The organism is Nonomuraea sp. NPDC049684, assembly GCF_044465345.1.
In the GTDB taxonomy this organism is placed as follows: domain Bacteria; phylum Actinomycetota; class Actinomycetes; order Streptosporangiales; family Streptosporangiaceae; genus Nonomuraea.
The window spans coordinates 60,982-87,272 of record NZ_JBITLO010000008.1 but is presented as its reverse complement, the minus strand read 5'-3'; the positions used below and the strand labels follow the sequence as shown (position 1 = coordinate 87,272).

Here is a 26,291-nt window from a genome sequence, read left to right as displayed (position 1 = left end):
ATTAAATGTCCGTTATGTAAGACGGGCGCAGAGGAGACACGCCCGTGGCGGACAATGCCACTGCCCCCAGGACTGTCCCTTTCCTCGGCAGGCTCAGCAGACACCACCGTGTCCCGGTGCACGCGCTGGAAGAGGCCGGCGCCGAGGCCGACGGCCGGGTCGTGCGGCTCGACATGGGGCCCTTCCGTCCCTACCTCGTTACCCACCCCGACCACGTCGAGCACGTGCTCACGGTCCGCCAGCCCAACTACGTGCGCGCGGGCATGTTCTGGGACCCGCTCGCGCCCCTGCTCGGCGAGAGCATCCTGTCCGACGGCGAGACCTGGGCCGACAGCCGCCGGATCCTCCAGCCGCTGTTCACCGCCCGGCACGTCAACGCCATGGCGGAGAACATGGCCCGGATCATGGACGAGCTGATCGAGACGACCGTCGTCCCCGGGCGGCCGTTCGACGTGACCGAAGGCATGGGGGCCCTGGTGCACCCGGTGATCGTGCGGCTGTTCTTCGGGGCGAAGATCTCCATGGCGGACATCGACCGGCTGGCGCCGGCCTATGACGTCGCCGTCACCGCCAAGGCGCTGCGCCTGGTGCTGCCGTTCGTGCCGCACCGGGTGCCGCTGCCGGGCGACCGGGCGTTCAGGCGAGCGATCAGGACCATCGACGAGGTCGTCTACCCCTGCATCGCGCGGGCCCGCCACGAGGAGGGCGACGACGTGATCTCGCGCCTGGTCAGAGCGAGGGCGGACGACGGCGACCGGCGCATCAGGGACGACCTCGTCGCCATGCACGGCGCCTCCACCGAGACCACGTCCACCGCGATGTCCTGGGTCTGGCCGACGCTCCAGGCGCATCCGGAGATCGCCGCGAAGGTGTACGAAGAGGTGGACCGCGTGGTGGGCGACGAGCCGGTCGGCATCGCCCACCTGCCGCACCTGCGGTACCTGAAGATGTTCGTCAGCGAGCTGCTGCGGGTCTACCCGCCCGGCTGGCTCCTGCCCCGCAGGACCGTCGAGGCCGACGTGGTGGGCGGGGTCGGCGTCGAGGCCGGCTCCACTGTGATCCTCAGCCCCTACCTGACGCACCGGCTGCCGGAGTTCTGGGACCGCCCCGCCGCGTTCGACCCCGGACGCTTCGCCCCCGGCGGGGACGCGCGGCGGCACCGCTACGCCTACTGGCCCTTCGCCGCCGGGCCGCACGTGTGCCTGGGACAGCACCTGTTCGCGTTGAAGGCGCCGCTGCTCATCGCCGGCATCCTGCGCAGGTACCGCCCCCACGTGCACCTGGACCGGCCGATCGTGCCGCGCCTGGCCTCCACGCTGCGCCCGCCGCACGGATTGACCATGACATTGGAGAAGCGACGGTGAACCCCTTCGACATCGGCCGCACCTGCGCGCTGGCCGTGGCCGGCGGCCGGGAACTGGCCGCGCACGCCGCGCGCTTCGGCGACCTGTTCCCCGCCGGCGCCTTCGACGCCGGGCTGCACCTGTCCCTGGGCCTCGCCGGCGCCTTCGGCTCGCCGTCGGCGACCGCCGCCGAGCTGCGGGCCGTCAACCGGGCCTCGCTGCTGGTGTTCGCGGTGGACCGGCTGATCGACCACGAGGCCGGCACGCGCGAGGAGGTCGCGGCGCTGGTCGGCGACTGCCTGTCGGAGTTCCCCGCCGGGCCGGCCGGCGCGTTCGCCGCCGACCTGCGGGCGGAGCTGGGCACCACGCCGGAGCTCGCGTCGGCCTGGCGTGACCGGCTCGCGCGCATGCTCACGGCCATGGCCCGCGAATGGGAGTGGAGCCGCGCGGACGAGCCGCCCGCCGTCGAGGAGTACCTGGCCAACGCCGACAGCTGCGGCGCCTCCTTCGTGGCCGTCTCGCACTGGATCGCCACCGGCCAGGTGGGCGCGCCGGGTGACCTGGAGGTCCTGCGCCCGGCGGGCGAGGCGGTGCAGCGCTACCTGCGGCTGCTCAACGACCTGGCCACGCACCACCGGGAACGGGCGTACGGCGACCTCAACGCGTTCGCCCTCGGCCTGACCCACGACGAGGTGACCGAGCGGATGGCCGTGCTGGCCCGCGAGGCGCACGCGCTGATCGAACCGCTGCGCGGCGACCATCCGCGCCCGGCCGGCTACCTGGCATGGCAGATCGACTACAGCGCGGGCTTCTACGGCCTGTCCGACTTCTGGGCGACGACGTGAACCTCTCCGAACAGGCCTGTCTCCTGGTCAACGAGCTGATGGCCAAGCCGTGGGGCCAGGTGTCGCCGTCGGTCTACGAGACCGGCCGCCTGGTCACGCTCGCCCCCGGCCTGGCCGGGCACCGGGAGCGGGTGGCATACCTGCTGGCCGAGCAGCACGGCGACGGCGCCTGGGGCGCCCCGGACGGCTACGGGCTGGTGCCCACGCTGAGCGCCACGGAGGCCCTGCTCACGGCGATCGCGCGCGGCGACGGCGACGACGGCGTCCTGCTCCCGGCCGCCGAGGCCGGGCTGGAGGCGTTGCGTCCCATGCTGGCCGCGGCGTCGGAGCCGCCGGACACGCCGGCCATCGACCTGATCGTCCCCGCCCTCGTCGAGCTGGTGAACCGCCACCGCCCGGAGGGCTCCCCGCTGCCGCTGCCTCCCACCATGGACACCACCCGGCTCACCAAGGTCAGGCGGCTGCTGGCGTCCGGCGCCGAGCCGCCGCAGAAGGTCCAGCACGTGCTGGAGGTCGTCGGGGTGACGGGGGCGATACGGCCGGCGCCGATCGGCACCGTCGGCGCCTCGCCCGCGGCCACCGCCGCCTGGCTGTCGGCCCGGCCCGATGCCGAGGCCGCGGGCCCGGCCCGCCACCACCTGCGGGCCGTCGCCGGACGGTACGGCGGCCCGGTGCCGGTGGGGCTGCCGATCACCGTCTTCGAGCGGGCCTGGGTGCTGAGCTGGCTGCTCAGGGCGGGCGTCCCCGTGGACGTGCCGCCGGAGATGACGGCCGACCTGTGGGCCACGATCGGGCCCGCGGGCACCCCCGCCGGGGCCGGTCTGCCCGCCGACGCCGACACCACCAGCGTGGCGCTCTACGCCCTGGCCCTGCTCGGGGTCCCGTACGAGCCCGCGTCGCTGGCGGCGTTCGACACCGGCGCGCACTTCTGCACCTGGCAGGGGGAGGACGGCACGTCCGTCAGCGTCAACGCCCACGTGCTGGACGCGCTGGGCCAGTACGCGCGGGTCAGGCCGGCGGCCGGGGAGGCGTACCGGCCACGGATCGAGCGGGTGGCGAGGTGGCTGGCCGAGCGGCAGCGGCCCGACGGGAGCTGGAGCGACAGGTGGCACGCCTCCCCGTACTACGCCACGTTGAGCTGCATGCTGGCGCTCGGCGAGTTCGGCGGCGCCCGGTACGCCGGGGCCGTGCGCAAGGGCCGGGAGTGGATTCTGTCCACGCAGCGGGCCGACGGATCCTGGGGCCGGTGGGCGGGCCGGCCGGAGGAGACGGCGTACGGGATGCAGGCCCTCCTGCTGGCCGGCCCCGAGCCGGACGAACGGTGCCTAGGGGCGGCGCGGCGCGGTTATGAGTACCTGAATCGGACAGCCAATTTAACCGACTATCCACCGTTGTGGCATGACAAGGAGCTTTACTCGCCGACAGCCATCGTGCGGGCAGCGGTCATCGCCGCTCAGCATGTCACGATATGTAGCACCGAAGGAAATTCCAGGTACGAAAATAGGACATAATACCCTTTACGGTGCTCTAGCGTGTTGAGGCAGTATTCTCGCGTTGCTAAGGTGATCCGAGTGCCGGATTACTGGAGTGCCCCATTCTCCGCCTTGACATGGCCTGCTGACCCCGCGGTCTTTTCTTCCGGAGGGCTTCATGCGCTTCCGTAATGCCAGTGTCCGGGCCAAAGTCACGGCGCTTATCGTGTCGCTCACGCTGTTGTGGGTGTTCGCGGCCTGGGTCACGGTGCGCGAAGGCGTCAACCTGCTCGGGGCCGCGACGGTCGACAGCAGGATCGTCGAGCCGAGCGAGCCGCTGCTGGTGGAGCTCCAGCGCGAGCGCCGGCTGACCGTCGCCCACCTCGGCACCGGATCCCGCGTCGTGGACAAGGGCATGCGCGACCAGCGAGCCAGGACCGACTCCCTGCGCGCCGAGTTCACCTCCATGGCCCAGGGCGACGTCGTCGACCTCGCCGCCGAGGACTCGCTCGTCGAGCGCATCGCCGCGGTCAACGCCGAGCTGGACAAGCTCGTGGCCGCGCGCAAGGCGATCGACGCCGGCGAGACGGAGCCGTCCCGGGCGACGCAGCAGTACAACGACACGATCGACGCGATGTACCGCATGTACGACTCCGTGGCCGCCTTCGACGACAAGGACATCGCCGCGGACGGCCGCGCGCTGTCGGACCTGCACCGCTCCCGGGAGTACCTGGCCCGCGAGGACTCGCTGCTGTCCGGGGTGTTCGCCAGGCGCGGGTTCACCGCCGACGACCACGCCGAGTTCCTCAGGATGTCGGCCGTCTTCCACTACACGCTGACCGACGCGCTGAACCGGCTGCCCGACGAGGACCGGGCCACCTTCGACGCCTGGCTGAAGAGCGAGCCCGTCGTCCGGCTGCAGACCATGGAGGCGCAGCTCGTCCGGTACGAACCGGGGACGGGCCCGCTTCCGGTGAGCGGCGAGAGCTGGCGCGTGGCGGCCGACGCGACGCTCTCCGGCATGCACGCGCAGGTGGTCGCGGGCGGTGACCGGCTGTTCGACCGGATCGTCCCCGTCGCCATCGGCGTCGTCATCCGGCTCCTCCTGGCCGGCGGCCTCGGCCTGATCGCCGTCGTCGCCTCGATCATCCTGTCCATCACCACCACCAGGCAGCTGCTCGCCCAGCTGCAGAAGCTGCGCGACGCCGCGCACGAGCTGTCCGACGAGCGCCTGCCCGGCATCGTCGAGCGCATCGGCCACGGCGAGGAGGTGGACGTCGCCAAGGAGGCGCCCGCGCTGGAGTTCGGCGACGACGAGATCGGCCAGGTGGGCCAGGCGTTCAACACCATGCAGCGCACCGCCGTCAGCGTCGCGGCCGAGCAGGCCGAGCTGCGCCGCAGCATCCGCGACATCCTGCTCAGCCTCGCCCGCCGCACCCAGGGCCTGGTGCACCGGCAGCTCACCGTCCTCGACGTGATGGAGCGCCGGGAGACCGACCCCGAGGAGCTGAAGGAGCTCTTCCGCCTGGACCACCTGGCCATCCGGATGCGGCGCAACGCCGAGAACCTGATCGTCCTGTCCGGTTCGTCGCCCGCCCGTACGTGGCGGCGGGCCGTCCCCATGGTGGACGTGGTGCGCGGCGCGCTGGCCGAGGTCGAGGACTACACCAGGGTCACGCTCATGCCGATGGGCGAGGTCGTGCTCGTCGGCCGGGCCGTCGGTGACGTCATCCACCTGCTGGCCGAGCTGATCGAGAACGCCGTGTCGTTCTCGCCGCCGTACACGAACGTCCAGGTCAGCGGCCAGCTCGTGGCCAACGGGTACGTCATCGAGATCGAGGACCGCGGGCTCGGCATGAAGCCCGAGGACCTCGACGCGGCCAACGAGCGCATCGCCGACCCGCCCGAGTTCCGCATCTCCGGCACCGCCCGGCTGGGGCTCTACGTGGTCAGCCAGCTCGCCCGGCGGCACGACATCCAGGTCGTGCTGAAGCCCTCCCCGTACGGGGGGACCACGGTCGTGGTGCTGCTGCCGCAGGAGCTCGTCGAGCTCGACCCGGCGCCGCGGCACCCGGAGGGCGACACCCGGCCGAGCCTGCCGCGCCGGACGAGCACCGGGACCACGCTGGCGACGGTCGCGCGGCCCGCCGAGAACGTCCGCACCCTGACCCCGCCGCGTCCCGCCCCCATGTCCACCCCCGCCCCCGCCCAGCTCCACGCGGTGGCCACGCCCTTCCCGGCACCAGCACCCTCGCCTTCACCTGAACCAGAACCGCCCGCCGAACCGGAGCAGCAGCCTGTGGCCGAGTTCACGCCGTCCGGCCTGCCGTTCCGAGTCCCCCAGGCCAACCTGGCGCCAGCGCTGCGGGACGACACGCCGACGCAGCCCGACTTCGAGGAGGACGATGACGAGCGCTCGCCCGAGGAGATCCGCGCCATGATGGGATCCCTGCAGTCAGGCACCCGTCTTGGCCGCACCGAGGCGGCCAGGCTGATGGAAGAGCAGCCGGGAGGCGAGGCATGACCGCCGCGGCCCGGCTCCCGACGGGAGGCCCGACATGACGCCCACCGCGGGCACCGACCTCAACTGGCTGCTCGACGACCTGATCGGCCGGATCAAGGAAGCCGAGCACGCCATCGTGCTGTCCTCCGACGGCCTGCTCATGGCCTCCTCCGCCGGTCTGCAGCGCACCGACGGGGAGCACCTGTCGGCCGTCGCCTCCGGCCTGCAGAGCCTGGCCAAGGGCGTCGCGGACCACATCGCCGCCGGCGCGGTGCGGCAGACGGTCGTGGAGTGGAAGTCGCAGTTCCTGATCGTCACGACCGCGGGCGAGCGCGCCTGCCTGGCCGTGCTGTGCGCCCAGAACGCCGACATCGGGCTGGTCGCGTACGAGATGGCGATGCTGGTGGCGCGGGTGGGCCAGTACCTCACCTCCGGCGCGCGCAACGCCGAGGCCGTCGCCAGGAGCGACCGGTGAGCACCACGGAGGAGTCCACGGACGAACACTGGATCGATCCGGAGATCATCCGGCCCTACGTCGTCACGCGCGGGCGGACCCAGCCCGCGCACGGCAAGTTCGACCTCATCTCCATGGCGCTGGCGGTGGGTCCGCCGCCGGGGCCCGACGCCGGGCTGGACCCAGAACACCTGCGCATTCTCCAGCTCTGCCGCGAACCCAAATCCGTCGCCGAGATAGCCGCGCACCTCAACCTGCCGGCCGGCACGATCCGCGTGCTGCTCGGCGACCTGTTCGACCGCGAACTCGTCTCTGCCCAGGAACCGCAATCCGAGGTGGACATGCATGACATGAAGATGTACAGGGCGGTGCTCGATGGTCTTCGCTCGCTCTGAGCGCCCGCGCCTCCCGACGGCGATCAAGATCCTGATCGCCGGCGGGTTCGGGGCGGGCAAGACGACGATGGTCGGAGCCGTGTCCGAGACCCGGCCGTTGCGCACCGAGGAGGTGCTGACCGACCGCAGCGTGGGCGTCGACGACCTGACCTCCGTGGAGGCCAAGCGCACCACCACGGTGGCCATGGACTTCGGGCGCATCACCCTGGGCACCGACTACGTCCTGTACCTGTTCGGCACCCCCGGGCAGGAACGCTTCTGGTTCGTGTGGGACGAGCTGGCCGAGGGCTCCCTGGGGGCCGTCATCCTGGCCGACACCCGCCGCCTGGCCGACTGCTTCCCCTCGGTCGACTACTTCGAGCGGCGCGGGACGCCGTTCGTGGTGGCGGTGAACTGCTTCGAGGGGTCGCCGACGTTCGAGCTGGACGAGGTGCGGCTGGCGCTGCAGCTCAACCCGTCGATCCCGATCGTGATGTGCGACGCGCGGAAGCGGGACTCCAGCCGGGAGGTGCTGATCACCCTGGTCAAGCACTCGGCCCGGCTGCGCGCGGAGCCGGTCGGCAGCTGACCCGCCCCGGGGGGGGGGGGGGGGGGGGGGGGGGGGCGGGCCGCCCCCCCCCCCCCCCCCCCCCCCCCCCCCCCCCGCGGGGGGGGGGCGCCCCGGGGGGGGGGGGGGCGGGGCGGGGCGCGCGCCCCCCCGCGGGGGCGGGGGGGGGGGGCGGGGGGGGGGGCCGGGGCCCCCCCCCCCCCCCCCCCCCCCCCGCCCCGCGCCGCCCCCCCCCCCCCCCCCCCCCCCCCCCCCCCCCCCCCCCCCCCCGGACCCCCTCATCTGCCGCCGGAGGTGGCGATGCCCCTGACGAAGTGCTTCTGGCCGAGGAAGAACAGCACGATCATCGGGATCGTGGTGAGCACGCCGGCGGCCATGACGATCTCCCAGTGCCACTCGCCGCCGAACCCGTACTGGTCGAGCAGGGCCTTCAGGCCGCGCGGGACGGTGAAGGTGCCGGAGTCGCGCAGGTAGATCAGCGGCCGCATCAGGTCCGTCCAGGCCGTCTGGAACTCGAACAGCAGCGTCACCACGACGGCGGGCCGGCACAGCGGCAGCGCGATCCTGGAGAAGATCTTCCAGTTGTCCGCCCCGTCGATCCTGGCCGCCTCGAACGGCTCGCGCGGCAGCGTGAGGAAGAACTGCCGCAGCAGGAAGATGTAGAAGGCGCTGCCGAACAGGTTCTGGGCCCACAGGGGCGTGAGGCTGCCCACCATGCCCAGGGAGTTCCAGATCAGGAACACCGGGATCATGGTGACCGCTCCGGGCAGCATCATCGTGGCCAGCACGAGCCCGAACAGCGGCCCCCTGCCGGGGAAGCGGAAGTAGGCGAACCCCCAGGCCACCATGGCGCTGCTGAGCGTGACCGCGACCGCCGCGAGCACGGTGACCAGGAGCGTGTTGGCCATCCAGAGCGCGAGCGGCGCCTCCTGCCAGACCTTGATGTAGTTGTCGAAGGTGAACGTCTCGGGCAGCAGCCGGTTGTCGAACACCTCGCCGCGCGGCTTGAACGAGGCGCTCAGCAGCCACACGAACGGGTAGATGAACAGGCCGGCGAACGCGGTCAGCGCCGTGAACGCGGCGACGCGCCGCAGGCGTCTCACGGCTGTCCCCCTTCGTAGTGGACGTACCGTCTGGTCACCAGGATCTGCACGGCGGTGATCAGCATGATCACGATGAACAGCAGCCAGGCCAGCGCCGAGGCGTACCCCATGTGCAGGAACTCGAAGGCCTGCTGGAACAGGTAGATCACGTAGAACAGGGCGGCGTCGTTGCTGTAGGTCGTGTTGCCCGAGCCGAAGAAGGCCGTGTACGCCTCGGTGAAGGACTGCAGGGCGTTGATGGTGTTCACGACGAACAGGAAGAACAGCGTCGGGCTGATCAGCGGCACGGTGATGCGCAGCGTGCGGCGCCACCAGCCGGCGCCGTCCACCCGTGCGGAGTCGTGCAACTCCTGCGGGACGCCGCGCAGGGCGGCGAGCAGGATGATCATCGACGAGCCGACGGTCCACAGGTGCATCAGCACCAGGCCCGGCTTGACCCAGTCGGGATCGGTGGTCCAGGCGGGGCCGTCGATCCCGAACAGGCCGAGCACACCGTTGATCAGCCCGTTCTGGCCGTTGAACAGCATCAGCAGCAGGATGCCGACCGCCACCGGCGGCGTCATCTTGGGCAGGAAGTAGGCGGTGCGGAAGAGGCCGGTGGCCCGCGCCGCCGTGTTGAGCAGCAGGGCGAGCCCGAGCGAGACGACGATGTGGGCGGGCACGGACAGCGCGGTGTAGACGAAGGTGTTCCACAGCGCGAGGCCGACCTTCGGGTCGGCGAAGAGCTGCCGGTAGTTGTCGAGGCCGACGAAGTCCGGGTCGTTGATGACGTCGTAGTCGGTCAGCGACAGGTAGGCGCTGTTGACGATCGGCCAGGCGGTGAAGATCAGGAAACCGGCCAGCCAGGGGCTGATGAACAGCAGCGCCGCCCGGGTCTCGACGAAGCGCGCGGTGCGGAAGCGGGTGCGGGCCATGTCAGCCGGTGCGCTTCGTCCACCAGGCCCACGCCTTGTCGAGCGCGGCCTGGGCGTCCCGCTGGGCCCTGTCGAGCGCCTGCCGGGGCTGGTCCTGGCCGTTGAGCACCCGGTTCACCGCGCCCTGCCAGGCGTCCTTGAACTCCTTGTCGGCCGGGTTCGCCGGAAGGCTGAAGGTGTGCTCGTTGGCCTCGTAGAACGCCTTGACGCCCGAGTCCCACGGTTCGCCGCCCGAGGTGACCATCTTCCGGATCTCCTTGTCGGCCCGCACGTTGCCGGTCAGCACGCCGGTGAACGGCTTGCCCTCGCCCTTGCGCTTGTCCAGCCGGGCCTGGGCGGCGGCCGTCCAGGTGTCCACGAGGGTCATCGTCTTGGCGAAGCGGCAGGCGGCCGCGGCGTTCCCGGCCCCCTTGGGGATGGCCCAGGCGGAGCCGGACGAGTAGGCCAGCGGCTCGCCGCGCGGGGTGCGGAAGGCGTCGAAGGCCAGCGGCGCCTCGGGCGAGACGTCGTTGAGCACGTTGACGTACCACTGCTCCATGGGCATCGCCCCGAGCTCGTGCTCGGCGAACTGGTTGCCCTTGCCGAAGAAGTCGGCCGCGTCGCGCACCGCCTTGACCTTGGCGAAGCCGCCCTGGGCGGCGTAGATCCCGACGGCGAACTCCAGCGCCTCGACCACCTGCGGGCTGTTGAGCCGCGCGGTGCGGCCGTCGGGTGACAGCAGGTCGGCGCCGTTGGCCTTGGCCCACAGGGGCAGGAACTCGGGCAGCTTGCTGTCGAAGCCGATCACCCGGAGTTTGCCGCCCGGCGCCTTGACCAGCTTCTTCGCCGCCTCGGTGATCTTCGCCCAGTCGGAGCCGTTGACGTCGGCGACGGTCAGCCCGGCCTGCCTGAGCAGGCCGGCGTCGGCCATGACGATCTGGACCTGGTTGAACTCGGGGACGGCCCAGACCTCGCCGCCGAACGTCACCTGCGCCAGGGCGTTCTCGTCGTACATCGAGGTGTCGATCCCCTCGCCCTTGACGCAGGCGGTGAGCGGGACGATCGCGCCGCGGGAGGCGAAGGTGCCGATCTGGTCGCGGTTGGCGTAGACGAGGTCGGGCGGGTCGCCGGCCGCCACCGAGGACAGGAACTGCTGGATGTCGAGGTCGCCCTCGACGAGCTTGACGTCCGCCCCGCCGAGCGCGGCCTTGGCCTTGGCCAGGCGGGTGGCGCCGATCTCGTCGTCGCCGCCGAACCCCATGACCGTCAGGGTGCCCGTGAACGTGGCGGCCGGGTCGTACCGGCTCGCCTGCTGGGCGGCCGGCGGCCCCCCGCCGGTCCCCTTGGCGCACCCGGCGAGGGCCAGAGCCAGGGAGAGGGTGAGCGCCGGCCAGCGGACGATGGGGGATCTCATGGGGTTTCGCCCTCCACACTCTCAAGGCGGCGCGGGGCAGTGTGTTCGTCTGTCGGAGAACGTACCGGTGTCGCCGAAATCGTGCCGACCGCTCGCGTCACTGGGTTCTCTCCGCCGGTCAGAGGTGACGGCAGAGCCCGGGACCGCTTCCCCCGCCGGGCACGCGTAAACGGGGCCCGGCCTGTGGCAGGCCGGGCCCCGTCCGTCCGGGAGAGCGGGGGTCAGTGCTCGGTGGCCTTCTCGGCGCCCACGCCGGTCAGCGAGCGCACCTCGATCTCGGCGTACTTGGCGGCGTTGTACTCCTTGCTGAGGATCGTGCCCAGCCAGCCGAACAGGAAGCCGAGCGGGATCGAGACGATGCCCGGGTTGCTCAGCGGGAACCAGTGGAAGTCCACGCCGTGGATCAGCGCGGTCACCGCGCCGCCCGCGGGCGGCGGCGGGGCCGAGACCACCGGCGAGAAGATCACCAGGATCAGCGCCGAGCCGAGGCCGCCGTAGATGGCCGCGACCGCGCCCGCCGTGTTGAACCTCTTCCAGAACAGGCTGTAGAGGATCGCCGGCAGGTTGCCCGAGGCCGCGATGGCGAAGGCCAGGGCGACCAGGAACGCCACGTTCTGGCCCTGGGCGAGGATGCCGAGGCCGATCGCGATGGCGCCGATGACCAGCGCCGAGACGCGGGCCACCACGACCTCCTGCCGTTCGCTGGCGCCGCCGCGCTTGAAGACGTGCGCGTACAGGTCGTGGGCGAAGCTGGAGGAGGAGGCCAGGGTCAGGCCCGCGACGACGGCCAGGATCGTGGCGAAGGCCACGGCGCCGATGAGCGCGAGCAGGATCGTGCCGCCGACCTCGCCGAAGATCTGCGCGCCGATGCGCTCGGCGAGCAGCGGGGCGGCGGTGTTGGCCGCCTTGTCGGCCTTGAGGATGTCGGTCTTGCCGACGATGGCCGCCGCGCCGAAGCCGAGCACCAGGGTCAGCAGGTAGAACACGCCGATGATGCCGATGCCCCACAGGACCGACTTGCGGGCGTCCTTGGCGGTGGGGACGGTGTAGAAGCGGATGAGGATGTGCGGCAGGCCCGCCGTGCCGAGCACCAGCGCCAGGCCGAGGCTGATCAGGTCGATCTTGCCCGCGAGCCCCTGGGCGTCGGTGCCGTACTTCAGGCCCGGGATGAGGAAGTTGCCGGGGTTGGCCTTCGGGCCGCTGGTGGCGGCGGCCTGGCCGAGCAGGGACGAGAGGTTGAAGCCGAACTTGCCCAGCACCAGCAGCGTCACCAGCGCCGCGCCGGTCATCAGCAGCACGGCCTTGACGATCTGGACCCAGGTGGTGCCCTTCATGCCGCCGAACACCACGTAGACGATCATCAGCGCGCCGACGCCGATGATCGTCCAGACCTTGCCGGCCTCGCTGGTGATGCCGAGCAGCAGGCCGACCAGCGCGCCCGCGCCGACCATCTGGGCCAGCAGGTAGAAGATGCTGACCACGATCGTGGACACGCCCGCCGCCGTGCGCACCGGGCGCGGGCTCATCCGGAACGCCAGCACGTCGGCCATGGTGAACTTGCCGGAGTTCCGCATCAGCTCGGCCACCAGCAGCAACGCCACCAGCCAGGCGACCAGGAACCCGATGGAGTACAGGAACCCGTCGTAGCCGGAGACGGCGATGATGCCGGCGATGCCGAGGAAGGAGGCGGCCGACATGTAGTCGCCGCCGATCGCCAGGCCGTTCTGGACGCCGCTGAAGGACCGGCCGCCCGCGTAGTAGTCGGCGGCCGTCTTGGTCTGGCGGCTGGCCCAGAAAGTGATGGCCAGGGTGCCGGCGACGAAGGTGAGGAAGAGGATCATCCCCAGCGTCGTGGAACTCACTGCGTCTTCTCCTCGACCTCGTGACGGAGCTTGTCGGCGATCGGGTCGAGCTTCTTCTCGGCGTGCCGCGCGTACGCCCACGCGATGAGGAACGTCGAGACGAACTGCAGCAACCCGAAGATCAGCCCGACGTTGATGTCGCCGAACAACTTGATGCCCATGAAGCCGCGGGCCCAGCCGGACAGCACCACGTACAGCAGGTACCACACCAGGAAGGCCACCGTCATGGGGAAGGTCCAGCGGCGGAAACGCCGCTTCAACTCCTGGAACTCACTGCTCTCCTGCACCTGTTCATAGACGGACGCGTCATGTTCTCTGGTCGTCACGAGACCTCCACTGTGATGCGGATCACGCTCAACGTAAGAGCGCAACCTACCCGTCGTGGAGAGGCGTGGGGGTGCTGTTCGGCGAGCCGCTCGCGTACCGCGATCAGTTGGGGATGGCCTGCGGTGAAAGGTCTGTTCAGCGCGATGAGCGGTCGGGTATTCCGTTCACCCCGATATCGGACGCGGCGGGCCCGGCAGTGCGCTCAGCGCCTGATCCAGGTCCTCGACGAGGGTCGCGGCGGGCTCCAGGCCGACCGACAGGCGGGCCAGGCCGACGGGGATGCCCATGGTGGCCCGTACGCTCTCCTCGACGGTCAGGGCGGGGGCGTTGACCAGGCTCTCGAAGCCACCCCAGGACACCCCGATCCTGAAATGTCGCAATTTATCGAGGAAAAGTGCGGCCTGTTGGCGATCGTCCGTGGCGAGTTCGATGCTGAACAGGCTGGAGAAGCCGGACATCTGCCGCAACGCGATTGCATGGCCCGGATGCGAGGGCAACCCCGGATGGTTCACCGCCCGTACGGCGGGATGCCCCTCCAGGAACGCCGCCACCGCGAGCCCCCGCTCCTGGTGGGCGGCCATGCGCACGGGCAGCGTACGCAGCCCCTTGATCACCTTGGCCGCGTCGTGCGGCGACATGGCCGCGCCGTAGAGCTGGTACTCCGTCAGCGCCAGCGGCCGGATCAGCCGGGCCGGCCCGACCACCACGCCGCCGACCAGGTCGCTGTGCCCGCCGACGTACTTCGACAGCGAGTGCACGACCAGGTCCACGCCCAGCGTCAGCGGTTTCTGGAACAGCGGCGTGGACCAGGTGTTGTCCATGACCGTGACGAGCCCGCGCCCGCGCGCCCAGGCCGCGACCTCGGCGATGTCCACGATCGCGTACGCCATGTAGGAGGGCGACTCGAAGTAGAGTAGGCGGGTACTCGCCCTGATAGCGCTGTCACATCCCGCGAGGTCGTCGACGTGCGTATGCGTGACGCCGTACTTCTCCAGGTAGCGCAGGAACTGCGTGGTCGGCCCGTACACCGCGCCGAGCACCAGCACGTGGTCACCGGCGGAGACGAGCGAGGAGATCGTCGCCGAGATGGCGCCCATCCCCGAGCCGAAGCACTTGGCCCGCTCACCGCGCTCCAGCGCGGCCAGCTTGCGCTGCGCCACGTCGACGGTCGGGTTGGTGCCGCGGCCGTAGACGTACCGCTCGTCCTCGTCCCGGATCGCGGCGCCCAGCTCGGCCGCCGTCCCGAAGGTGAACAACGAGTTCTCGAACACCGGCGGGTTCACCGCGCCCAGCGTCCACGGCTCGTCCTCGCCCATCCGGCCGCAGATCCACTCATCCTCCATGGGGGCAGACTATGACAACGCGTAAGCCCACCATGGCGGACGTCGCCAGGCACGCGGGCGTCAGCCTGAAGACGGTGTCCCGCGTGGTCAACCAGGAGCCGCACGTCCGGGCCTCGCTGCAGCAGCGGGTGCACGACTCGATCAGCGCGCTCGGCTTCCGCCGCAACGAGGCCGCCGCCCGGCTGGCCCGCGGCGCGAGCATGCTCACGCTCGGCCTGGTGATGGAGAACATCTCCAACGAGTTCTACGCCCGTCTCGCCGCCGCGGTGGAGGCGGCGGCGGCCGAGCACGAGGCGCTGGTGGTGTTCGGTTCGTACGAGGAGCGTCCGGACAAGGAGCGCATGCTGATCGAGTCGATGCACGCGCGGGGCGTGGACGCGCTGATCGTCGTGCCCTCGCCGGCCGACCACTCCTGGCTGGCCGAGCACGGCGGACCGCGCACGGTCTTCGTCGACCGCGTGCCGCGCGGGCTCGACCGGGCCGACGTGGTCATGCTCGACGACGAGCGCGGCGGCCGGACGGCGACCGCGCACCTGCTCGCCCACGGGCACCGTCGCATCGCGCTGATCTCCGACGACGACGGGCTGAGCTCGGTGCACGACCGGGCCCGCGGCTACCGGGCGGCGCTGCGCGAGGCGGGGGCGGCGGCCGACGAGGCGCTGGTGGTGCGAGGGGTGTTCGATCCGGGGCGGGTGGCGTGCGAGGTGGGGCGGCTGCTCGGCCTGCCCGACCCGCCGACGGCGTTCTTCGCGACGAACAACCGGGCGGCGATCGGCGTGCTCCAGGCGTTGCGGGGGCGTCCCGAGCGGCCGGCGTACGTGGGGTTCGACGACTTCGCGCTGGCCGGCCTGTTCAGCCCGGGGGTGACGGTGGTGCGGTACGACATCGGCAGGCTGGCGCGCGGCGCGGTGGAGCTGCTGCTGGATCCCGTCCGCGAGCCGCGGCGGATCACGGTTCCCGTGGAGCTGGTCGTCCGGGGGTCCGGGGAGTTGCCGCCCGCCTGACCTTCCGGTCAAGCCTCCTCCAAGTCCCCATATGTCGGGGTCTGATGGGATAGGTGAGGGGTAATCGCAGGTCATGGCCGAGAGCAGCCCGTACCGCGATGACCGTACGCCCGAGGAGCAGGCGCTCGGCTCCGACGCCTCGGCGTCCGCCCGTCCGAACGCTGAGGTCTGCCTGGAGATCTCCGAGATGCGGGTCGAGGAGGCCGGACCGGAGGGCCGGACCCCGGGCGCCCAAGGCGGCGGCGCGCAGGCGCGGGCGACGCTGCGGGTGCGGCTGGACGACGTGGCGCACCTCATCGACCACCTCCTGACCGCCGCCCCCCACCTCCTGGACCACCTGCCCTCGACCACCGCCACTCCCCCGCCCCGCACCCCCCGCCACGCCTTCCCCACCACCCCGAACTCCATGAACACCCCCACCTCGGGGACGTCCGCTCCCGGGACGCCCGCCTCGGGAACGCCCGCCTCCGGAGCGCCCGGGACGCCCGCTTCGGCGGCGCGGGGAGGCAGGGGCGGGGGTGGCCGACCGGAGGAGGGCGGCGGGATGCGGCGGGGGTGGCCGAGGGGCGGCGCCCCCTCCTGGCGACCGGAGCGCAAGCACGCGGGCGACCTGGGAGCCGCCACCGGACGCACCATCCACCACGCGGCCCCACGCGAGGAGGCCCCGCACACGGTCCCGGGACACGAGGTGCTCGACGTCGAGACCCACGCCGGCACGGCCGCCAGACCCATGACCGAACAGGCCACCCGGCACAGCGACGCCCCCCACCCCACGCCCCCCACCAGACCGTACTTCGCCCCCGACGAAGGAACCCTCCCCGACGAACCACCCACCGCCAGCACCACCCCGCACGAACCGCTCACCTCGGACGAGCCACGCACCGCGAGCGTCACCCGGCACGAGCCTCCCACCGCGAGCGCCGCTCCGCACGAGCCCTCCCGGCAGGCTCGGGACGTCATGCCGTCGCCTGCGGACAGTCGTTCCCGCGGGGGCCGACCCGACGACCGGGATCCGGGGCCTGGTCGTTCCAAGACCCCGCACGCCGGCGTCGGCCCTCGCCCTGGTCTGGACCCTCCGCCGCAGGAGCCGTCCCACTCCGGCCTCGCCCACCGGATACCGTCCCAACCCGGGCCTCGGTCACAGGCGTCGGCCCAGCCTGTCCAGACGCCGCAAGGGTCAGCGCAGCGGCAGCCGTCCGGCCGTCCCGCGATGCATCCCGGCAGCACGCCACAGGAGTGGACCCGTCCGCACGTCCCCCCTCAGGGGACCGCCCAGCCACGCCCAGGGCGGACCGCAGCCCCGGCCGACACCGAGCCAGAGGGGGCGGCCCGGCCGGACGTCCCGCGGGAAGGGGCGAATCAGCCGCGGGCCGGCCGCGGGATGTCCCCACGCGCAACCGGCCCGTACCGCCCCGGCCTGGACCCATCGCCCCAGAGCGAACCCCCCGGCGACCAGCGCGGCATCCCGCGCCCCACGCGAAGCGAGCGCGCGGGGACTGCCGAGACGACGGGAACCGCCGGAGCCCGGGGAGCCGAGGGCAGTACCGGTGTCACAGGCAGTGCCCGCCCCCTGGGAGGCACTGGCACCGAAGGCGGCCCCGGGAGAGGAAGGGGTGCCGGAGCCAGGGCGGGGGCCGGGGATGTGGCGCGGAACGAGGGGGCCAGTGGGGACGGGGTGGCGTCGGAGCGGTTGGGGGGCGTCGCGGCGGGCTGGTCGTGAGCTGGGAGGTCTCCGGCGCCTGAGGACGGCGGGAGGGCGGGCAGACGTCCGTCGGCATGCTGGCGCGCGTCCTCCGGGCGCGGGACCGGCGGGCAGACGCGGGTCAGCCGGGTGCGGGACCGCCGAGCGGGTGTGGGTCGGCAGAGTGCGGGCCGGGGGCGGGGGTGGGGTCAGGGGGAGCGGGGGTGCCAGTCGCCGCGGTCCAGGTCGAGGTTCTCCGGGGTGTGGAGGCGGACCATCGTGCGGGCCACCCCGGGCGGTACGCGGTGCGGCGTCAGGAACGACACCGACACCATCACCGTGAACGCGATCGGCACCGTCCAGGCCGCCGGCTGGGCCAGCAGCGCCCCCGTGAGCCCCTCGTACGGCCCCCCGGTGATCGTGGCGAGCACGGCCGAGCACGCGAGCCCGCCCCCCACGAACAGCCCCGCCAGCGCCCCGGTGGTGGTGAGCCGCCGCCACCAGATGCCCAGCACCAGCAGCGGGCAGAACGACGAGGCGGCCACCGCGAACGCCAGCCCCACCACGTCCGCGACGGGCAGCGCCCGCGCCCACAGCGCCAGCGCCAGCGGCACGGCGACGGCCATGAGCGTGGCGATCCGGAACGAGCGCACCCCGCCCTTCAGCAGGTCCTGCGCGATCACCCCGGCGACGGACACGGTCAGCCCCGAGGAGGTGGACAGGAAGGCCGCGAACGCCCCGGCCGTCACGAGGGCGGTGAGCAGGTCGCCGAGCGTGCCGCCGATCATCCGGCTGGGCAGGGTGAGCACGACCGCGTCGGTGCGCACGAGGTCGGGGGCGTAGAGGCGGCCGAGCCAGCCGTACAGGGCGGGCAGCAGGTAGAACGCGCCGAGCAGGGTCAGCACGACCAGCGTCGTACGGCGGGCGGCCCGGCCGTCGGGGTTGGTGTAGAAGCGCACGAGCACGTGCGGCAGGCCCATCGTGCCGAGGAACGTGGCCAGGATCAGCGAGTACGTCGAGTACAGCCCGTACTCCTTGGCCCCGGCCAGCGGCATCTGCCAGGTGGTGGCGTCCTGGACGCTGAGGGCGGGCGCGCCGTCGCCCTTCCAGGCCAGCAGCAGGAACACCAGCGGCACGGCCAGCGCGGTCAGCTTGAGCCAGTACTGGAACGCCTGCACGAACGTGATCGACCGCATGCCGCCGGACAGCACGTTCACCGCCACCACGCCCGCGACCAGCAGCCCGCCCGCCCACACCGGCGCGCCGGTGATCGTGCGCAGCACCAGCCCGGCGCTCTGGAACTGCGGCATCAGGTACAGCCAGCCGATCAGGACGACGAGCACGCTGGCGGTCCTGCGCACGGTCATCGACTCCAGCCTGGCCTCGGCGAAGTCGGGCAGCGTGTACGCCCCCGAGCGCCGCAGCGGCGCCGACACCAGCACCAGCAGCACCAGGTAGCCGCCGGTCCATCCGACGGGCAGCCACAACATGTCCACGCCGTAGGACAGGATGAGCCCGGCGACGCCGAGGAAGGAGGCCGCCGACAGGTACTCGCCGCCGATGGCGGAGGCGTTCCACAGGGGGCTGACGGTCCGGGAGGCGACGTAGAAGTCGGAGGTGGTGCGGGAGAACCTGATGCCGTACGCGCCGATGAGCACGGCCGCCGCCATCACGACGACCACGGCGGCCAGGCTCACGAGGGGCCCTTCGCGCCGGTCACCGGCGTTCCACCAGCTCGGCGAAGTGGCGTTCGTTGCGCTCGGCCTGGCGGACGTACAGCCAGGCGCCGATGACGAAGGCGGGGTAGATGAGCCCGGCCAGCACCGCCCACGGCAGGGAGACGCCGAGGACGTCCACCTCGCGCAGTTCGGGGATGAGCAGGAACAGCAGCGGCAGGCCGCCGACCACGCAGGCCAGCACGGTGCAGACGAACAGGGCGAGCCGGAACTGGGTGCGCAGGAGCGAGCGCATGTAGACCTCGCCGAGGCGGGTCTGCTCGTCGATCTCCCTGGTGGCCGGGTAGCGGGGGCGGCGGGCGGCGGCGGCGCGCGGGCTGGTGACGCTGATCCGGCGCGGCGTCTCGGAGCGTCGGAAGGCGTCCATGCGGCGGGCGGCGTCGGTGCGGCGGGCCGCGGGATCGGTGCGCGGCGCCCCCACCGGACGCCCCTGCCGGGTTTCCTGGCGGAGTTCCTGCCGGGAGTCGGGCCGGGGACCCTGGCGCGGATCGGGCTGGGGACCCTGGCGGGGATCAGGCCGCGGATCCTGGCTGGGGTCGGGCCGGGGGTCGGGCCGGGGGTCGGAGGTCATTCCGTCCTGCCCTTCCTGGCGCGGCGGACCAGCAGGTCGCGCAGCTCCCGGGTGTGCCGCCGGCTCACCGGGAGCTCGGTGTCCCCGACCCGCACGCTGCACCGGCCCGAGTCGATGTGCAGCTCCTCGATGTGCTTGACGGCGACCAGATGGCTGCGGTGCACCCGGACGAACCCGGCCGGCGCCCAGCGCTCCTCCAGCGTGGCCAGCGGGATGCGGACGAGGTGGCTGCCGTTCGCGGTGTGCAGCCGGGCGTAGTCCCCCTGGGCCTCCACGTAGAGGACGTCGGCGCTGGAGACGAACCGGGTCACGCCGCCCAGCTCGACGGGGATGGTGTCGCCCTCGCCGGTCTCGGCGGGCACGTCGGCCGAGACCGCCACGCGCCTGATGGCCTCGGCGAGCCGTTCGGGACGTACCGGTTTGAGCAGGTAGTCCTCGGCCTTGATCTCGAAGGCGTCCACCGCGTGCTCCTCGTACGCGGTGACGAACACGACCCGCGGCGGGTTGGCGAACTGCGACAGCAGCCGTCCGAGCACGACGCCGTCCAGGCCGCGCATGCGGATGTCGAGGAAGACGGCGTCGATCGGACGGCCCTCGGCGATGCCGCGGTCCAGCAGGCGCAGCGCGGCCGCCCCGTCGCGCGCCGTCACCACCTCGCCGATGCGGGCGTCGGCGCGGAGCAGGTAGGACAGGTCCTCCAGCGCGGGTAGCTCGTCGTCCACCGCCAGGACGCGCAGCCCGGTCACACGTCACTCCTCACACCTCGAATGCATTAGACAGTGATGAAACCGGCACCAAACGTCAAGGCCGTCACGGCGGGGTCACAGGTGGGGGTCACAGGTGGGGGCAGGCATGGGGCGGACCGGGGGAGGTCAGCGGGCCGAGACGCCGGGGTGGTACTTCGGCAGGCGCACGTTGACCTTGGTGCCCGCGCCGGGGCCGGTCTCGACGACCAGGCCGTACTCGTCGCCGTAGACCTGGCGGAGCCGTTCGTCGACGTTGGCCAGGCCGACGCCGCCGGTGGGGGCGATCTCGCCGGCCAGGATGCGGCGCAGCCGGTCGGGGTCCATGCCGAGGCCGTCGTCCTCGACGCTGATGCGGCACTCGGCGCCGGCGTCCTCGGCGATGATCGTGATGCGGCCGACGCCGTTGCGGCTCTCCAGTCCGTGCCGGACGGCGTTCTCGACCAGCGGCTGCAGGCACAGGAAGGGCACGGCCACCGGCAGCACCTCGGGGGCGATGCGCAGGGTGACCTGCAACTGGTCGCCGAACCTGGCGTGTTCGAGGGTGAGGTAGCGCTCGATCGAGTGCAGTTCCTCGGCCAGGGTGGTGAACTCACCGTGCCGCCGGAAGGAGTAGCGGGTGAAGTCGGCGAACTCCAGCAGCAGCTCGCGGGCGCGTTCGGGGTCCGTACGGACGAAGGAGGCGATCGTGGTGAGCGAGTTGTAGATGAAGTGCGGCGAGATCTGCGCACGCAGGGCCCGGACCTCGGCCTCCATGAGCAGCGTGCGCGAGCGGTCGAGCTCGGCCAGCTCCAGCTGCGAGTTCACCCAGCCGGCCACCTCCTGCGCCGCCCTGACCAGGCCGGCCGAGGCGTTCTGCCCGTAGGCGGCCAGCGCGCCGACCAGGCGGTCGTCGGTGGTGAGCGGGACGACGACGGCGTGCCGGATCGGGCATTCGAGCAGCTCGCAGTCGATGGTGAGCACCTGGGTGCGGCCGTCCTGCAAGGTGGCGGCGGCGTGCTCGAACGCCTGGGCGGCGTGGTGGTCGCCGGCGCCGTCGTAGACGAGCAGGCGCTCGCGGTCGGTGATCGCGAGCGCGGCCGAGCCGAGCAGCGCGCGCAGGTGGCGGGAGGCGCGCTCGGCGCCCTCGGGGGTCAGCCCGGCCCGCAGCGGCGGCCCGGCCATGGAGGCGGTGTGCAGGGTCTCGAACGTGGCCCGCTCGGCCGGGCTGGTGCCCAGCTCGCGGCGGCCCCGCATGACGCGCCAGAGCACGATCGCGGGCACGCCCACCAGCACGGCCACGACGGCGACGCCGACCAGGTACTCCACGCGCCCCGAGCCTAGCGCCCGCCGCCGCCCGCGGCACCGGCCCGGCGGGCGGCCTTCACCCGGTGGCCGCCAGCGCCTTGGCGACGGCCGCGGCGTAGGTCTCGGCCTCCTGCGCGGACTCGTAGGTGGTGCGCGGCCAGAAGAAGCCGCGCAGCCCGTCCTTGCGGTTGCGCGGCACGACGTGCACGTGCAGGTGGGGGACGCTCTGGCTGACCCGGTTGTTCATCGCCACGAACGTGCCGGCCGCCTCCAGCCCCTCCTCCACGGCCCTGGCCATGGCCTGCACCCGGGAGAAGAAGGGCCCGACGTCGGCGAGGTCGGCCAGCGTCTCGACGTGCAGCCGGGGCACGACCAGCACGTGCCCCTTGAAGACCGGACGGGTGTCGAGGAAGGAGACGGCCACCTCGTCGGCGCTCACCACGTGGGCGGGACGCGCGCCGGCGATGATCTCGCAGAACAGGTCGGTGCTCACCGCCCGACCTTATCGGCGAAGGCCGTCCAGCTCGTCATGTTGGGCGCGCTCCACTCGGCGGGGGCGTGCAGGAAGTGCTCGCCGACGCGCTCGCGCAGCCGTCCGGGGACGTCGGCGACCTTGGCGCCCCGGCAGTGGTAGACCAGCCCGCCCGGCCGCTGCCCCATGGCCATCCAGGGCAGCCAGGGCGAGACCCGGCACCAGGAGAAGACCGCCGGCACGTCGGGCATGCCGGACTCGACGTCGGCGGCCGAGGCGAAGAACTGGAACAGCTCCAGCGCCCGATACGTGTCCCGAGCCGAGTTCTCCGGATATTTCGCGACAGGGAGCGGCGAAGGGTAGGAAAGGCGGATGTCGGCGTTGTAGACGACCTGCTCCCCCAACCGCGTCACCGGCACCGGATAGGCCCCGAGCCGCTGGTTGACCGGGTCGTTGAAGACGTGCTGCACCTCGACGGACCGCCCGGTGAGCGGGTTGTCCCACACGTCGATCGGTTCCCTGGTCCGCGGGTCGAGATAGAGCGCCGCCTCCCGGGTCAGCAGCTCCCAGCCGTCGTCGGCCGGGCGCGCCCGCGCCACGTTCAGCCCCTCGAAGCCGAACAGGTGATGGGGGCCGTCGTCGTCCTGCCAGCCGTAGACGTCGCCGGTCCAGTAGGAGATCGTCTCGGCGCCGTCGGCCGAGGCACGCACCCGGATGAAGTCCATGATCCGGAGCTTACCCCTTGCTTCGAGACAGCATGTTGCTATCTTTAGGGACATGGTGTCGCTAAATGAGCGGACCCGGCAGAGCTGGCTCCCGCTGATCGTGCTCGGCGTCGGAATGTCGATGATCATCATCGACGCGACGATCGTGAACGTCGCCGTCCCCGCGATCATGGGCGATCTGGGGCTGTCGGCCACGGACGTCGAATGGGTCAACTCCATCTACTCCCTGGCCTTCGCCTCCCTGCTCATCCCCCTCGGCCGGACCGGCGACGTGCACGGCAGGCGCCGGATGTTCGCCGTGGGCCTGGTGGTGTTCCTGGCCGCGAGCATGCTGGCCGCCTCCGCGCCGAGCGGCGCGCTGCTCATCGCCGCCCGGGTCGTCCAGGGGGTCGGGGCGTCCATGGTGGTGCCGATGACGCTGGCGATCATCAACTCCCTCTACACGGGCTCGCGCCGGACGATCGCCTTCGCCGTCTGGGGCTCGATCATCGGCGGCATGGCCGCGCTCGGCCCGCTGCTCGGCGGCTGGGTGGTGACCGACTTCGGCTGGCGCTGGGCGTTCTGGGTGAACCTGCCGATCGGCCTGCTCGTGCTGCTCGGCACGGCCCGGGTGCCCGAGTCGAAGGACGCGGCGGCGGGCGGCTCGGACGTCCCCGGCGTGCTGCTGTCGGTGGTCGGGCCGGCCGCGCTGGTGTTCGGCCTGATCGAGGGCCAGCGCTACGGCTGGTTCACGCCGACCGGCGAGGCCACCCTGTTCGGATGGACCTGGCCGCTCGGCGGCGTCTCGCCGATCCCGTTCGCCTTCGCGCTCGCCGCGCTCGCGCTGGCCGCGCTGCTGCTGGTCGAGCGCTCGCGGGCACGGTCGGGCCGTCCGGTCGTGCTGGACCTGTCGCTGTTCGCCATCCCCTCCTTCAGGTACGGCGGCGCCGCCGCGATGATCATCAGTCTCGGCGAGTTCGGCCTGATCCTGGTGCTGCCGCTGTTCCTCCAGGCGGCCATGGGGTTCACCGCGTTCGCCACCGGCCTGATCATCGCCTCGCTGGCCGGGGGCACGTTCCTGGCCGGCGGCCTCGTCCCGCGGCTCGACCTGGCGCCCAGGGTCATCGTGCGGCTGGGGCTCGTCCTGGAGGCCGTGGGCGCGATCGCGATCGGCCTGGCCGTCTCCCCCTCCCTCGGCCCGTGGACGCTGGTGCCGTGGCTCGTCCTGTACGGCGTCGGCGTCGGCTTCGCCTCGGCCCAGCTCCCGAACGTGATGCTCGCCGACGTGCCCGCCCGCCGCTCCGGCGTGGCCTCCGGGCTCCAGAGCACGATCCGCCAGCTCGGCGCCGCCGTCGGCATCGCGGTGCTGGGCGCCGTCCTGGTCACCGGCCTGGACGCGGCGATGGCCGACCGCCTGCCCGGCAAGCCCGCGCTGGGCCAGGCCGTGCGGGAGAGCGCCGGAGCGGCCATCGCGGCGATCAGGGAGCCCGCCGACCACGCCGCCGCGGTCGCGGCGGGCGCCGACGCCACCCGCCGGGTCACGATCGTGACCGGCATCGTGCTGTTCGGCGGCGTCGGGGCGACGTTCCTGCTGCCCGATACTGGGAGGAGACGACGCGAGGAGGAGTGAGTCCGGTGCCGAGGATCAGCGCGGCCACGGTGGCCGACCATCGGGCCAGCCAGCACGCGGCCCTGCTGGCGGCGGCCATGGAGATCCTGGCGGCCGAGGGCCCGGCCGGGCTCACCCCCGCGGCCGTGGGCGCCCGGGTCGGGCTGGCCCGCTCCAGCGTCTACCGCTACTTCTCCTCCACCGCCGACATCCTGGCCCAGCTCGTGGAGGACGCGATCCCCCGCTGGGCCGCCCGGCTCGTCACGGCCACCCGCGACGGCGGCCTGGAGGAGCGGGTGCGCGCCTTCGGCGCCGTGTCGCTGGCGTTCGTGACCAGCCCCGACCACGCGCTGCTGCGCGCGGTGGCCGCGGTCGACCTGCCCGCCGAGTGCCGCCACCGGCTCGACCAGCTCCACGAGACGATGATCGAGCCGCTGCGCGGGCTGCTCGCCGAGGCCGGGGAGCCGCATCCCGACCTGGTGGCCCACCTGGGGTGGAGCATCCTGGGCGAGGGCCGGCGCCGCCTGGCCGCGTGCGCCGACTCCGGCGCCGGCGCCGAGACCGAGGTCATCACCGCGACCACCCTCGACGTGTTGTGCCGGGCCGTGCTCAGCGCACGGTGATCTCGAAGACCGCCTCGCCCGACTGCCGCCTGCTCTCCTCGTCGGGCGGCGTCGAGCCCTGGCCGCACCGCCGGCAGTCGCGCAGCGTGATCCGGGCGCTGCCCGGGCTCTTGGTGTTGAAGACGAAGTAGGCGGTGCCGCCGCTGCCGGGGCCCTGGCCCGCGCTCCTGCGCTCCTCGCTGATGTAGGAGGCCACCCTCGCGTCGGGCACCGCCGCCAGCCGCCAGTCGTCGCCCACCGACGGGTTGTCCGGCACGGCCAGCGAGAACCGCTGCCCGGGGCGCAGCTCGGCGCGCACGGTCGTGCCCTCGGCACCCTTGACGACGGTGCCGAAGTCGCTGACCGCCGAGCCGCCGCCGCACCCCGCGACCAGGCCCGAGGCCATCAGGACGAGTGCGGCGACGACGGCCCTTCCACGCTTCACTCGGGAAGGCTATCCTCCTTCGGCGGGTCCCTGGGCTCCACGTACGGCTCCCGCCCGACGGGCTCGCCCTCGGCGATCTGGCGTTCCCTGATCAGCTCGGCGTCCAGCTCGGCGCCCAGCAGCAGGGCCATGTTCGACAACCACAGCCAGATCAGGAACACCACGACGCCCGCCAGCGTGCCGTAGGTCTTGCCGTAGGACCCGAAGTGGGACACGTACAGGGCGAAGCCGCCGGAGACCACGACCCAGAGCACCACCGCGAGCAGCCCGCCGGGGGTGATCCAGCGCACGCCGGGCTGGCGGACGTTCGGCGCGGCCCAGTAGAGCACCATGATCAGCCCGGCCGCGACGAGCGCGAGGACCGGCCATTTCAGGATGTCCCAGGCGGTCACCAGCGCGCTGCCCAGGCCGAGCGCCCTGCCGACGCTCCTGGCCAGGTCGCCGGTCAGCGCGACGGAGACCGCGCCGAGCGCCAGCAGCACCGTGGCCAGCACGGTGAGCCCGATCCGGAGCGGGGTCACCTTCCAGAACGGACGCCCCTCGTCGATGTCGTAGATGGTGTTGCCGGCCCGGATGAACGCGCCGATGTAGCCCGAGGCCGACCAGAGCGCGACCAGCAGGCCGACGATCGCGACCAGCCCGGCCGAGGCCGCGTTCTCCTGGACCGACCGCACGCCCGTGACGATCAGGGAGCGCACCTCGTCGGGCGCCAGCACCACGAGGTTGCCGACCAGGGTGGCGGTGTCACGCCTGCCGAGCAGGCCGAACACCGACACCAGCACGATCAGCGCGGGGAAGATGGACAGGACGGCGTAGTAGGTGAGCGCCGCCGCGAGATCCTGGACGCCGTCGTTGCGGAACTCGACGACGGTGCGTTTGAGCACGCTCCACCAGGCCCTGCGCGGCAGTTCCGCAGGTCTTTCGGGGGAACGCACG

At 72.4% G+C, this 26,291-nt stretch carries 24 protein-coding genes; 10 read left to right on the top strand and 14 right to left on the bottom strand.

Annotated features, from left to right (window positions below; genetic code table 11):
• Positions 1–44: 44 nt before the first annotated feature.
• From ACIBST_RS25005 to ACIBST_RS24975, 7 genes are all read left to right on the top strand, one after another.
• The gene (locus tag ACIBST_RS25005) at positions 45–1,364 is read left to right on the top strand and encodes a cytochrome P450 (protein ID WP_397174977.1); all 1,320 of its coding nucleotides are present in this window, start codon (positions 45–47) and stop codon (positions 1,362–1,364) included.
• Positions 1,361–2,188, top strand: a complete 828-nt coding sequence (locus ACIBST_RS25000) for a hypothetical protein (protein ID WP_397174976.1) — start codon at positions 1,361–1,363, stop codon at positions 2,186–2,188. Before ACIBST_RS25005 ends, ACIBST_RS25000 begins: the two co-directional genes overlap by 4 nt.
• A complete protein-coding gene (locus tag ACIBST_RS24995; protein ID WP_397174975.1) occupies positions 2,185–3,699 on the top strand; it encodes a prenyltransferase/squalene oxidase repeat-containing protein in 1,515 nt (504 codons plus the stop codon). Before ACIBST_RS25000 ends, ACIBST_RS24995 begins: the two co-directional genes overlap by 4 nt.
• 187 nt (positions 3,700–3,886) lie before the next feature.
• Positions 3,887–6,184, top strand: a complete 2,298-nt coding sequence (locus ACIBST_RS24990) for a nitrate- and nitrite sensing domain-containing protein (protein ID WP_397174974.1) — start codon at positions 3,887–3,889, stop codon at positions 6,182–6,184.
• 34 nt (positions 6,185–6,218) lie between these two features.
• Complete coding sequence (locus ACIBST_RS24985; RefSeq protein ID WP_352324451.1) at positions 6,219–6,638, top strand: roadblock/LC7 domain-containing protein; 420 nt, start codon at positions 6,219–6,221, stop codon at positions 6,636–6,638.
• Positions 6,635–7,012 (top strand): DUF742 domain-containing protein, encoded by a 378-nt coding sequence (locus ACIBST_RS24980; RefSeq protein ID WP_352356948.1) that lies wholly within the window; start codon positions 6,635–6,637, stop codon positions 7,010–7,012. Before ACIBST_RS24985 ends, ACIBST_RS24980 begins: the two co-directional genes overlap by 4 nt.
• Complete coding sequence (locus ACIBST_RS24975; RefSeq protein WP_352324453.1) at positions 6,993–7,580, top strand: ATP/GTP-binding protein; 588 nt, start codon at positions 6,993–6,995, stop codon at positions 7,578–7,580. Before ACIBST_RS24980 ends, ACIBST_RS24975 begins: the two co-directional genes overlap by 20 nt.
• Positions 7,581–7,837: 257 nt before the next feature.
• On the opposite strand, the gene ACIBST_RS24970 is transcribed toward ACIBST_RS24975, so the two are convergent.
• The 6 genes from ACIBST_RS24970 to ACIBST_RS24945 all read right to left on the bottom strand — a co-directional run bounded on the left by ACIBST_RS24970 (position 7,838) and on the right by ACIBST_RS24945 (position 14,501).
• Positions 7,838–8,662, bottom strand: a complete 825-nt coding sequence (locus ACIBST_RS24970) for a carbohydrate ABC transporter permease (protein ID WP_397174973.1) — start codon at positions 8,660–8,662, stop codon at positions 7,838–7,840.
• Positions 8,659–9,576 (bottom strand): carbohydrate ABC transporter permease, encoded by a 918-nt coding sequence (locus ACIBST_RS24965; RefSeq protein WP_397174971.1) that lies wholly within the window; start codon positions 9,574–9,576, stop codon positions 8,659–8,661. Before ACIBST_RS24965 ends, ACIBST_RS24970 begins: the two co-directional genes overlap by 4 nt.
• Before the next feature lies 1 nt (position 9,577).
• A complete protein-coding gene (locus ACIBST_RS24960; RefSeq protein WP_397174969.1) occupies positions 9,578–10,969 on the bottom strand; it encodes an ABC transporter substrate-binding protein in 1,392 nt (463 codons plus the stop codon).
• 221 nt (positions 10,970–11,190) lie between these two features.
• Complete coding sequence (locus tag ACIBST_RS24955) at positions 11,191–12,810, bottom strand: cation acetate symporter (RefSeq protein WP_397175450.1); 1,620 nt, start codon at positions 12,808–12,810, stop codon at positions 11,191–11,193.
• A 17-nt stretch (positions 12,811–12,827) separates the two neighbouring features.
• Positions 12,828–13,157 carry a DUF485 domain-containing protein gene (locus ACIBST_RS24950; protein ID WP_352324458.1) on the bottom strand — a complete coding sequence of 110 codons (330 nt, stop codon included), beginning with the start codon at positions 13,155–13,157 and terminating at the stop codon, positions 12,828–12,830.
• A gap of 165 nt (positions 13,158–13,322) precedes the next feature.
• Positions 13,323–14,501 carry a trans-sulfuration enzyme family protein gene (locus ACIBST_RS24945; RefSeq protein WP_397174967.1) on the bottom strand — a complete coding sequence of 393 codons (1,179 nt, stop codon included), beginning with the start codon at positions 14,499–14,501 and terminating at the stop codon, positions 13,323–13,325.
• An 11-nt stretch (positions 14,502–14,512) separates the two neighbouring features.
• Here ACIBST_RS24945 and ACIBST_RS24940 point away from each other — a divergent pair, with 11 nt between their 5' ends.
• Positions 14,513–15,505: a LacI family DNA-binding transcriptional regulator gene (locus tag ACIBST_RS24940; RefSeq protein ID WP_397174965.1), complete on the top strand. Its 993-nt coding sequence runs from the start codon at positions 14,513–14,515 to the stop codon at positions 15,503–15,505.
• 1,890 nt (positions 15,506–17,395) lie between these two features.
• Here ACIBST_RS24940 and ACIBST_RS24935 read toward each other — a convergent pair.
• The 6 genes from ACIBST_RS24935 to ACIBST_RS24910 form a co-directional block, all read right to left on the bottom strand.
• On the bottom strand, positions 17,396–18,856 hold the full coding sequence (locus tag ACIBST_RS24935; protein ID WP_387665299.1) for a cation acetate symporter: 1,461 nt from the start codon (positions 18,854–18,856) through the stop codon (positions 17,396–17,398).
• Positions 18,857–18,902: 46 nt separating this feature from the next.
• Complete coding sequence (locus ACIBST_RS24930) at positions 18,903–19,343, bottom strand: hypothetical protein (protein ID WP_397174963.1); 441 nt, start codon at positions 19,341–19,343, stop codon at positions 18,903–18,905.
• 146 nt (positions 19,344–19,489) lie between these two features.
• Entirely contained in the window at positions 19,490–20,239 is a 750-nt protein-coding gene (locus tag ACIBST_RS24925) for a LytR/AlgR family response regulator transcription factor (protein ID WP_397174961.1), read from the bottom strand.
• A 126-nt stretch (positions 20,240–20,365) separates the two neighbouring features.
• On the bottom strand, positions 20,366–21,544 hold the full coding sequence (locus ACIBST_RS24920; protein ID WP_397174959.1) for a sensor histidine kinase: 1,179 nt from the start codon (positions 21,542–21,544) through the stop codon (positions 20,366–20,368).
• Positions 21,545–21,599: 55 nt separating this feature from the next.
• Positions 21,600–22,016, bottom strand: coding sequence for an HIT family protein (locus ACIBST_RS24915; RefSeq protein WP_397174957.1), 417 nt, complete (start codon positions 22,014–22,016; stop codon positions 21,600–21,602).
• Entirely contained in the window at positions 22,013–22,720 is a 708-nt protein-coding gene (locus tag ACIBST_RS24910) for a DUF1838 family protein (protein ID WP_397174956.1), read from the bottom strand. Before ACIBST_RS24910 ends, ACIBST_RS24915 begins: the two co-directional genes overlap by 4 nt.
• 52 nt (positions 22,721–22,772) lie before the next feature.
• On the opposite strand from ACIBST_RS24910, the gene ACIBST_RS24905 reads away from it, so the two are divergent.
• Both ACIBST_RS24905 and ACIBST_RS24900 read left to right on the top strand, forming a co-directional pair.
• Positions 22,773–24,329, top strand: coding sequence for an MFS transporter (locus tag ACIBST_RS24905; RefSeq protein ID WP_397174954.1), 1,557 nt, complete (start codon positions 22,773–22,775; stop codon positions 24,327–24,329).
• Between the two features lie 5 nt (positions 24,330–24,334).
• Positions 24,335–24,931 (top strand): TetR/AcrR family transcriptional regulator, encoded by a 597-nt coding sequence (locus tag ACIBST_RS24900; protein ID WP_397174953.1) that lies wholly within the window; start codon positions 24,335–24,337, stop codon positions 24,929–24,931.
• On the opposite strand, the gene ACIBST_RS24895 is transcribed toward ACIBST_RS24900, so the two are convergent.
• Complete coding sequence (locus tag ACIBST_RS24895; RefSeq protein WP_397174951.1) at positions 24,918–25,355, bottom strand: protease inhibitor I42 family protein; 438 nt, start codon at positions 25,353–25,355, stop codon at positions 24,918–24,920. The two genes, ACIBST_RS24900 and ACIBST_RS24895, sit on opposite strands and share 14 nt — an antisense overlap.
• Positions 25,352–26,290: a YihY/virulence factor BrkB family protein gene (locus ACIBST_RS24890; RefSeq protein WP_397174949.1), complete on the bottom strand. Its 939-nt coding sequence runs from the start codon at positions 26,288–26,290 to the stop codon at positions 25,352–25,354. The genes ACIBST_RS24895 and ACIBST_RS24890 overlap by 4 nt, the downstream gene beginning before the upstream one ends.
• Between the last annotated feature and the right edge of the window lies 1 nt (position 26,291).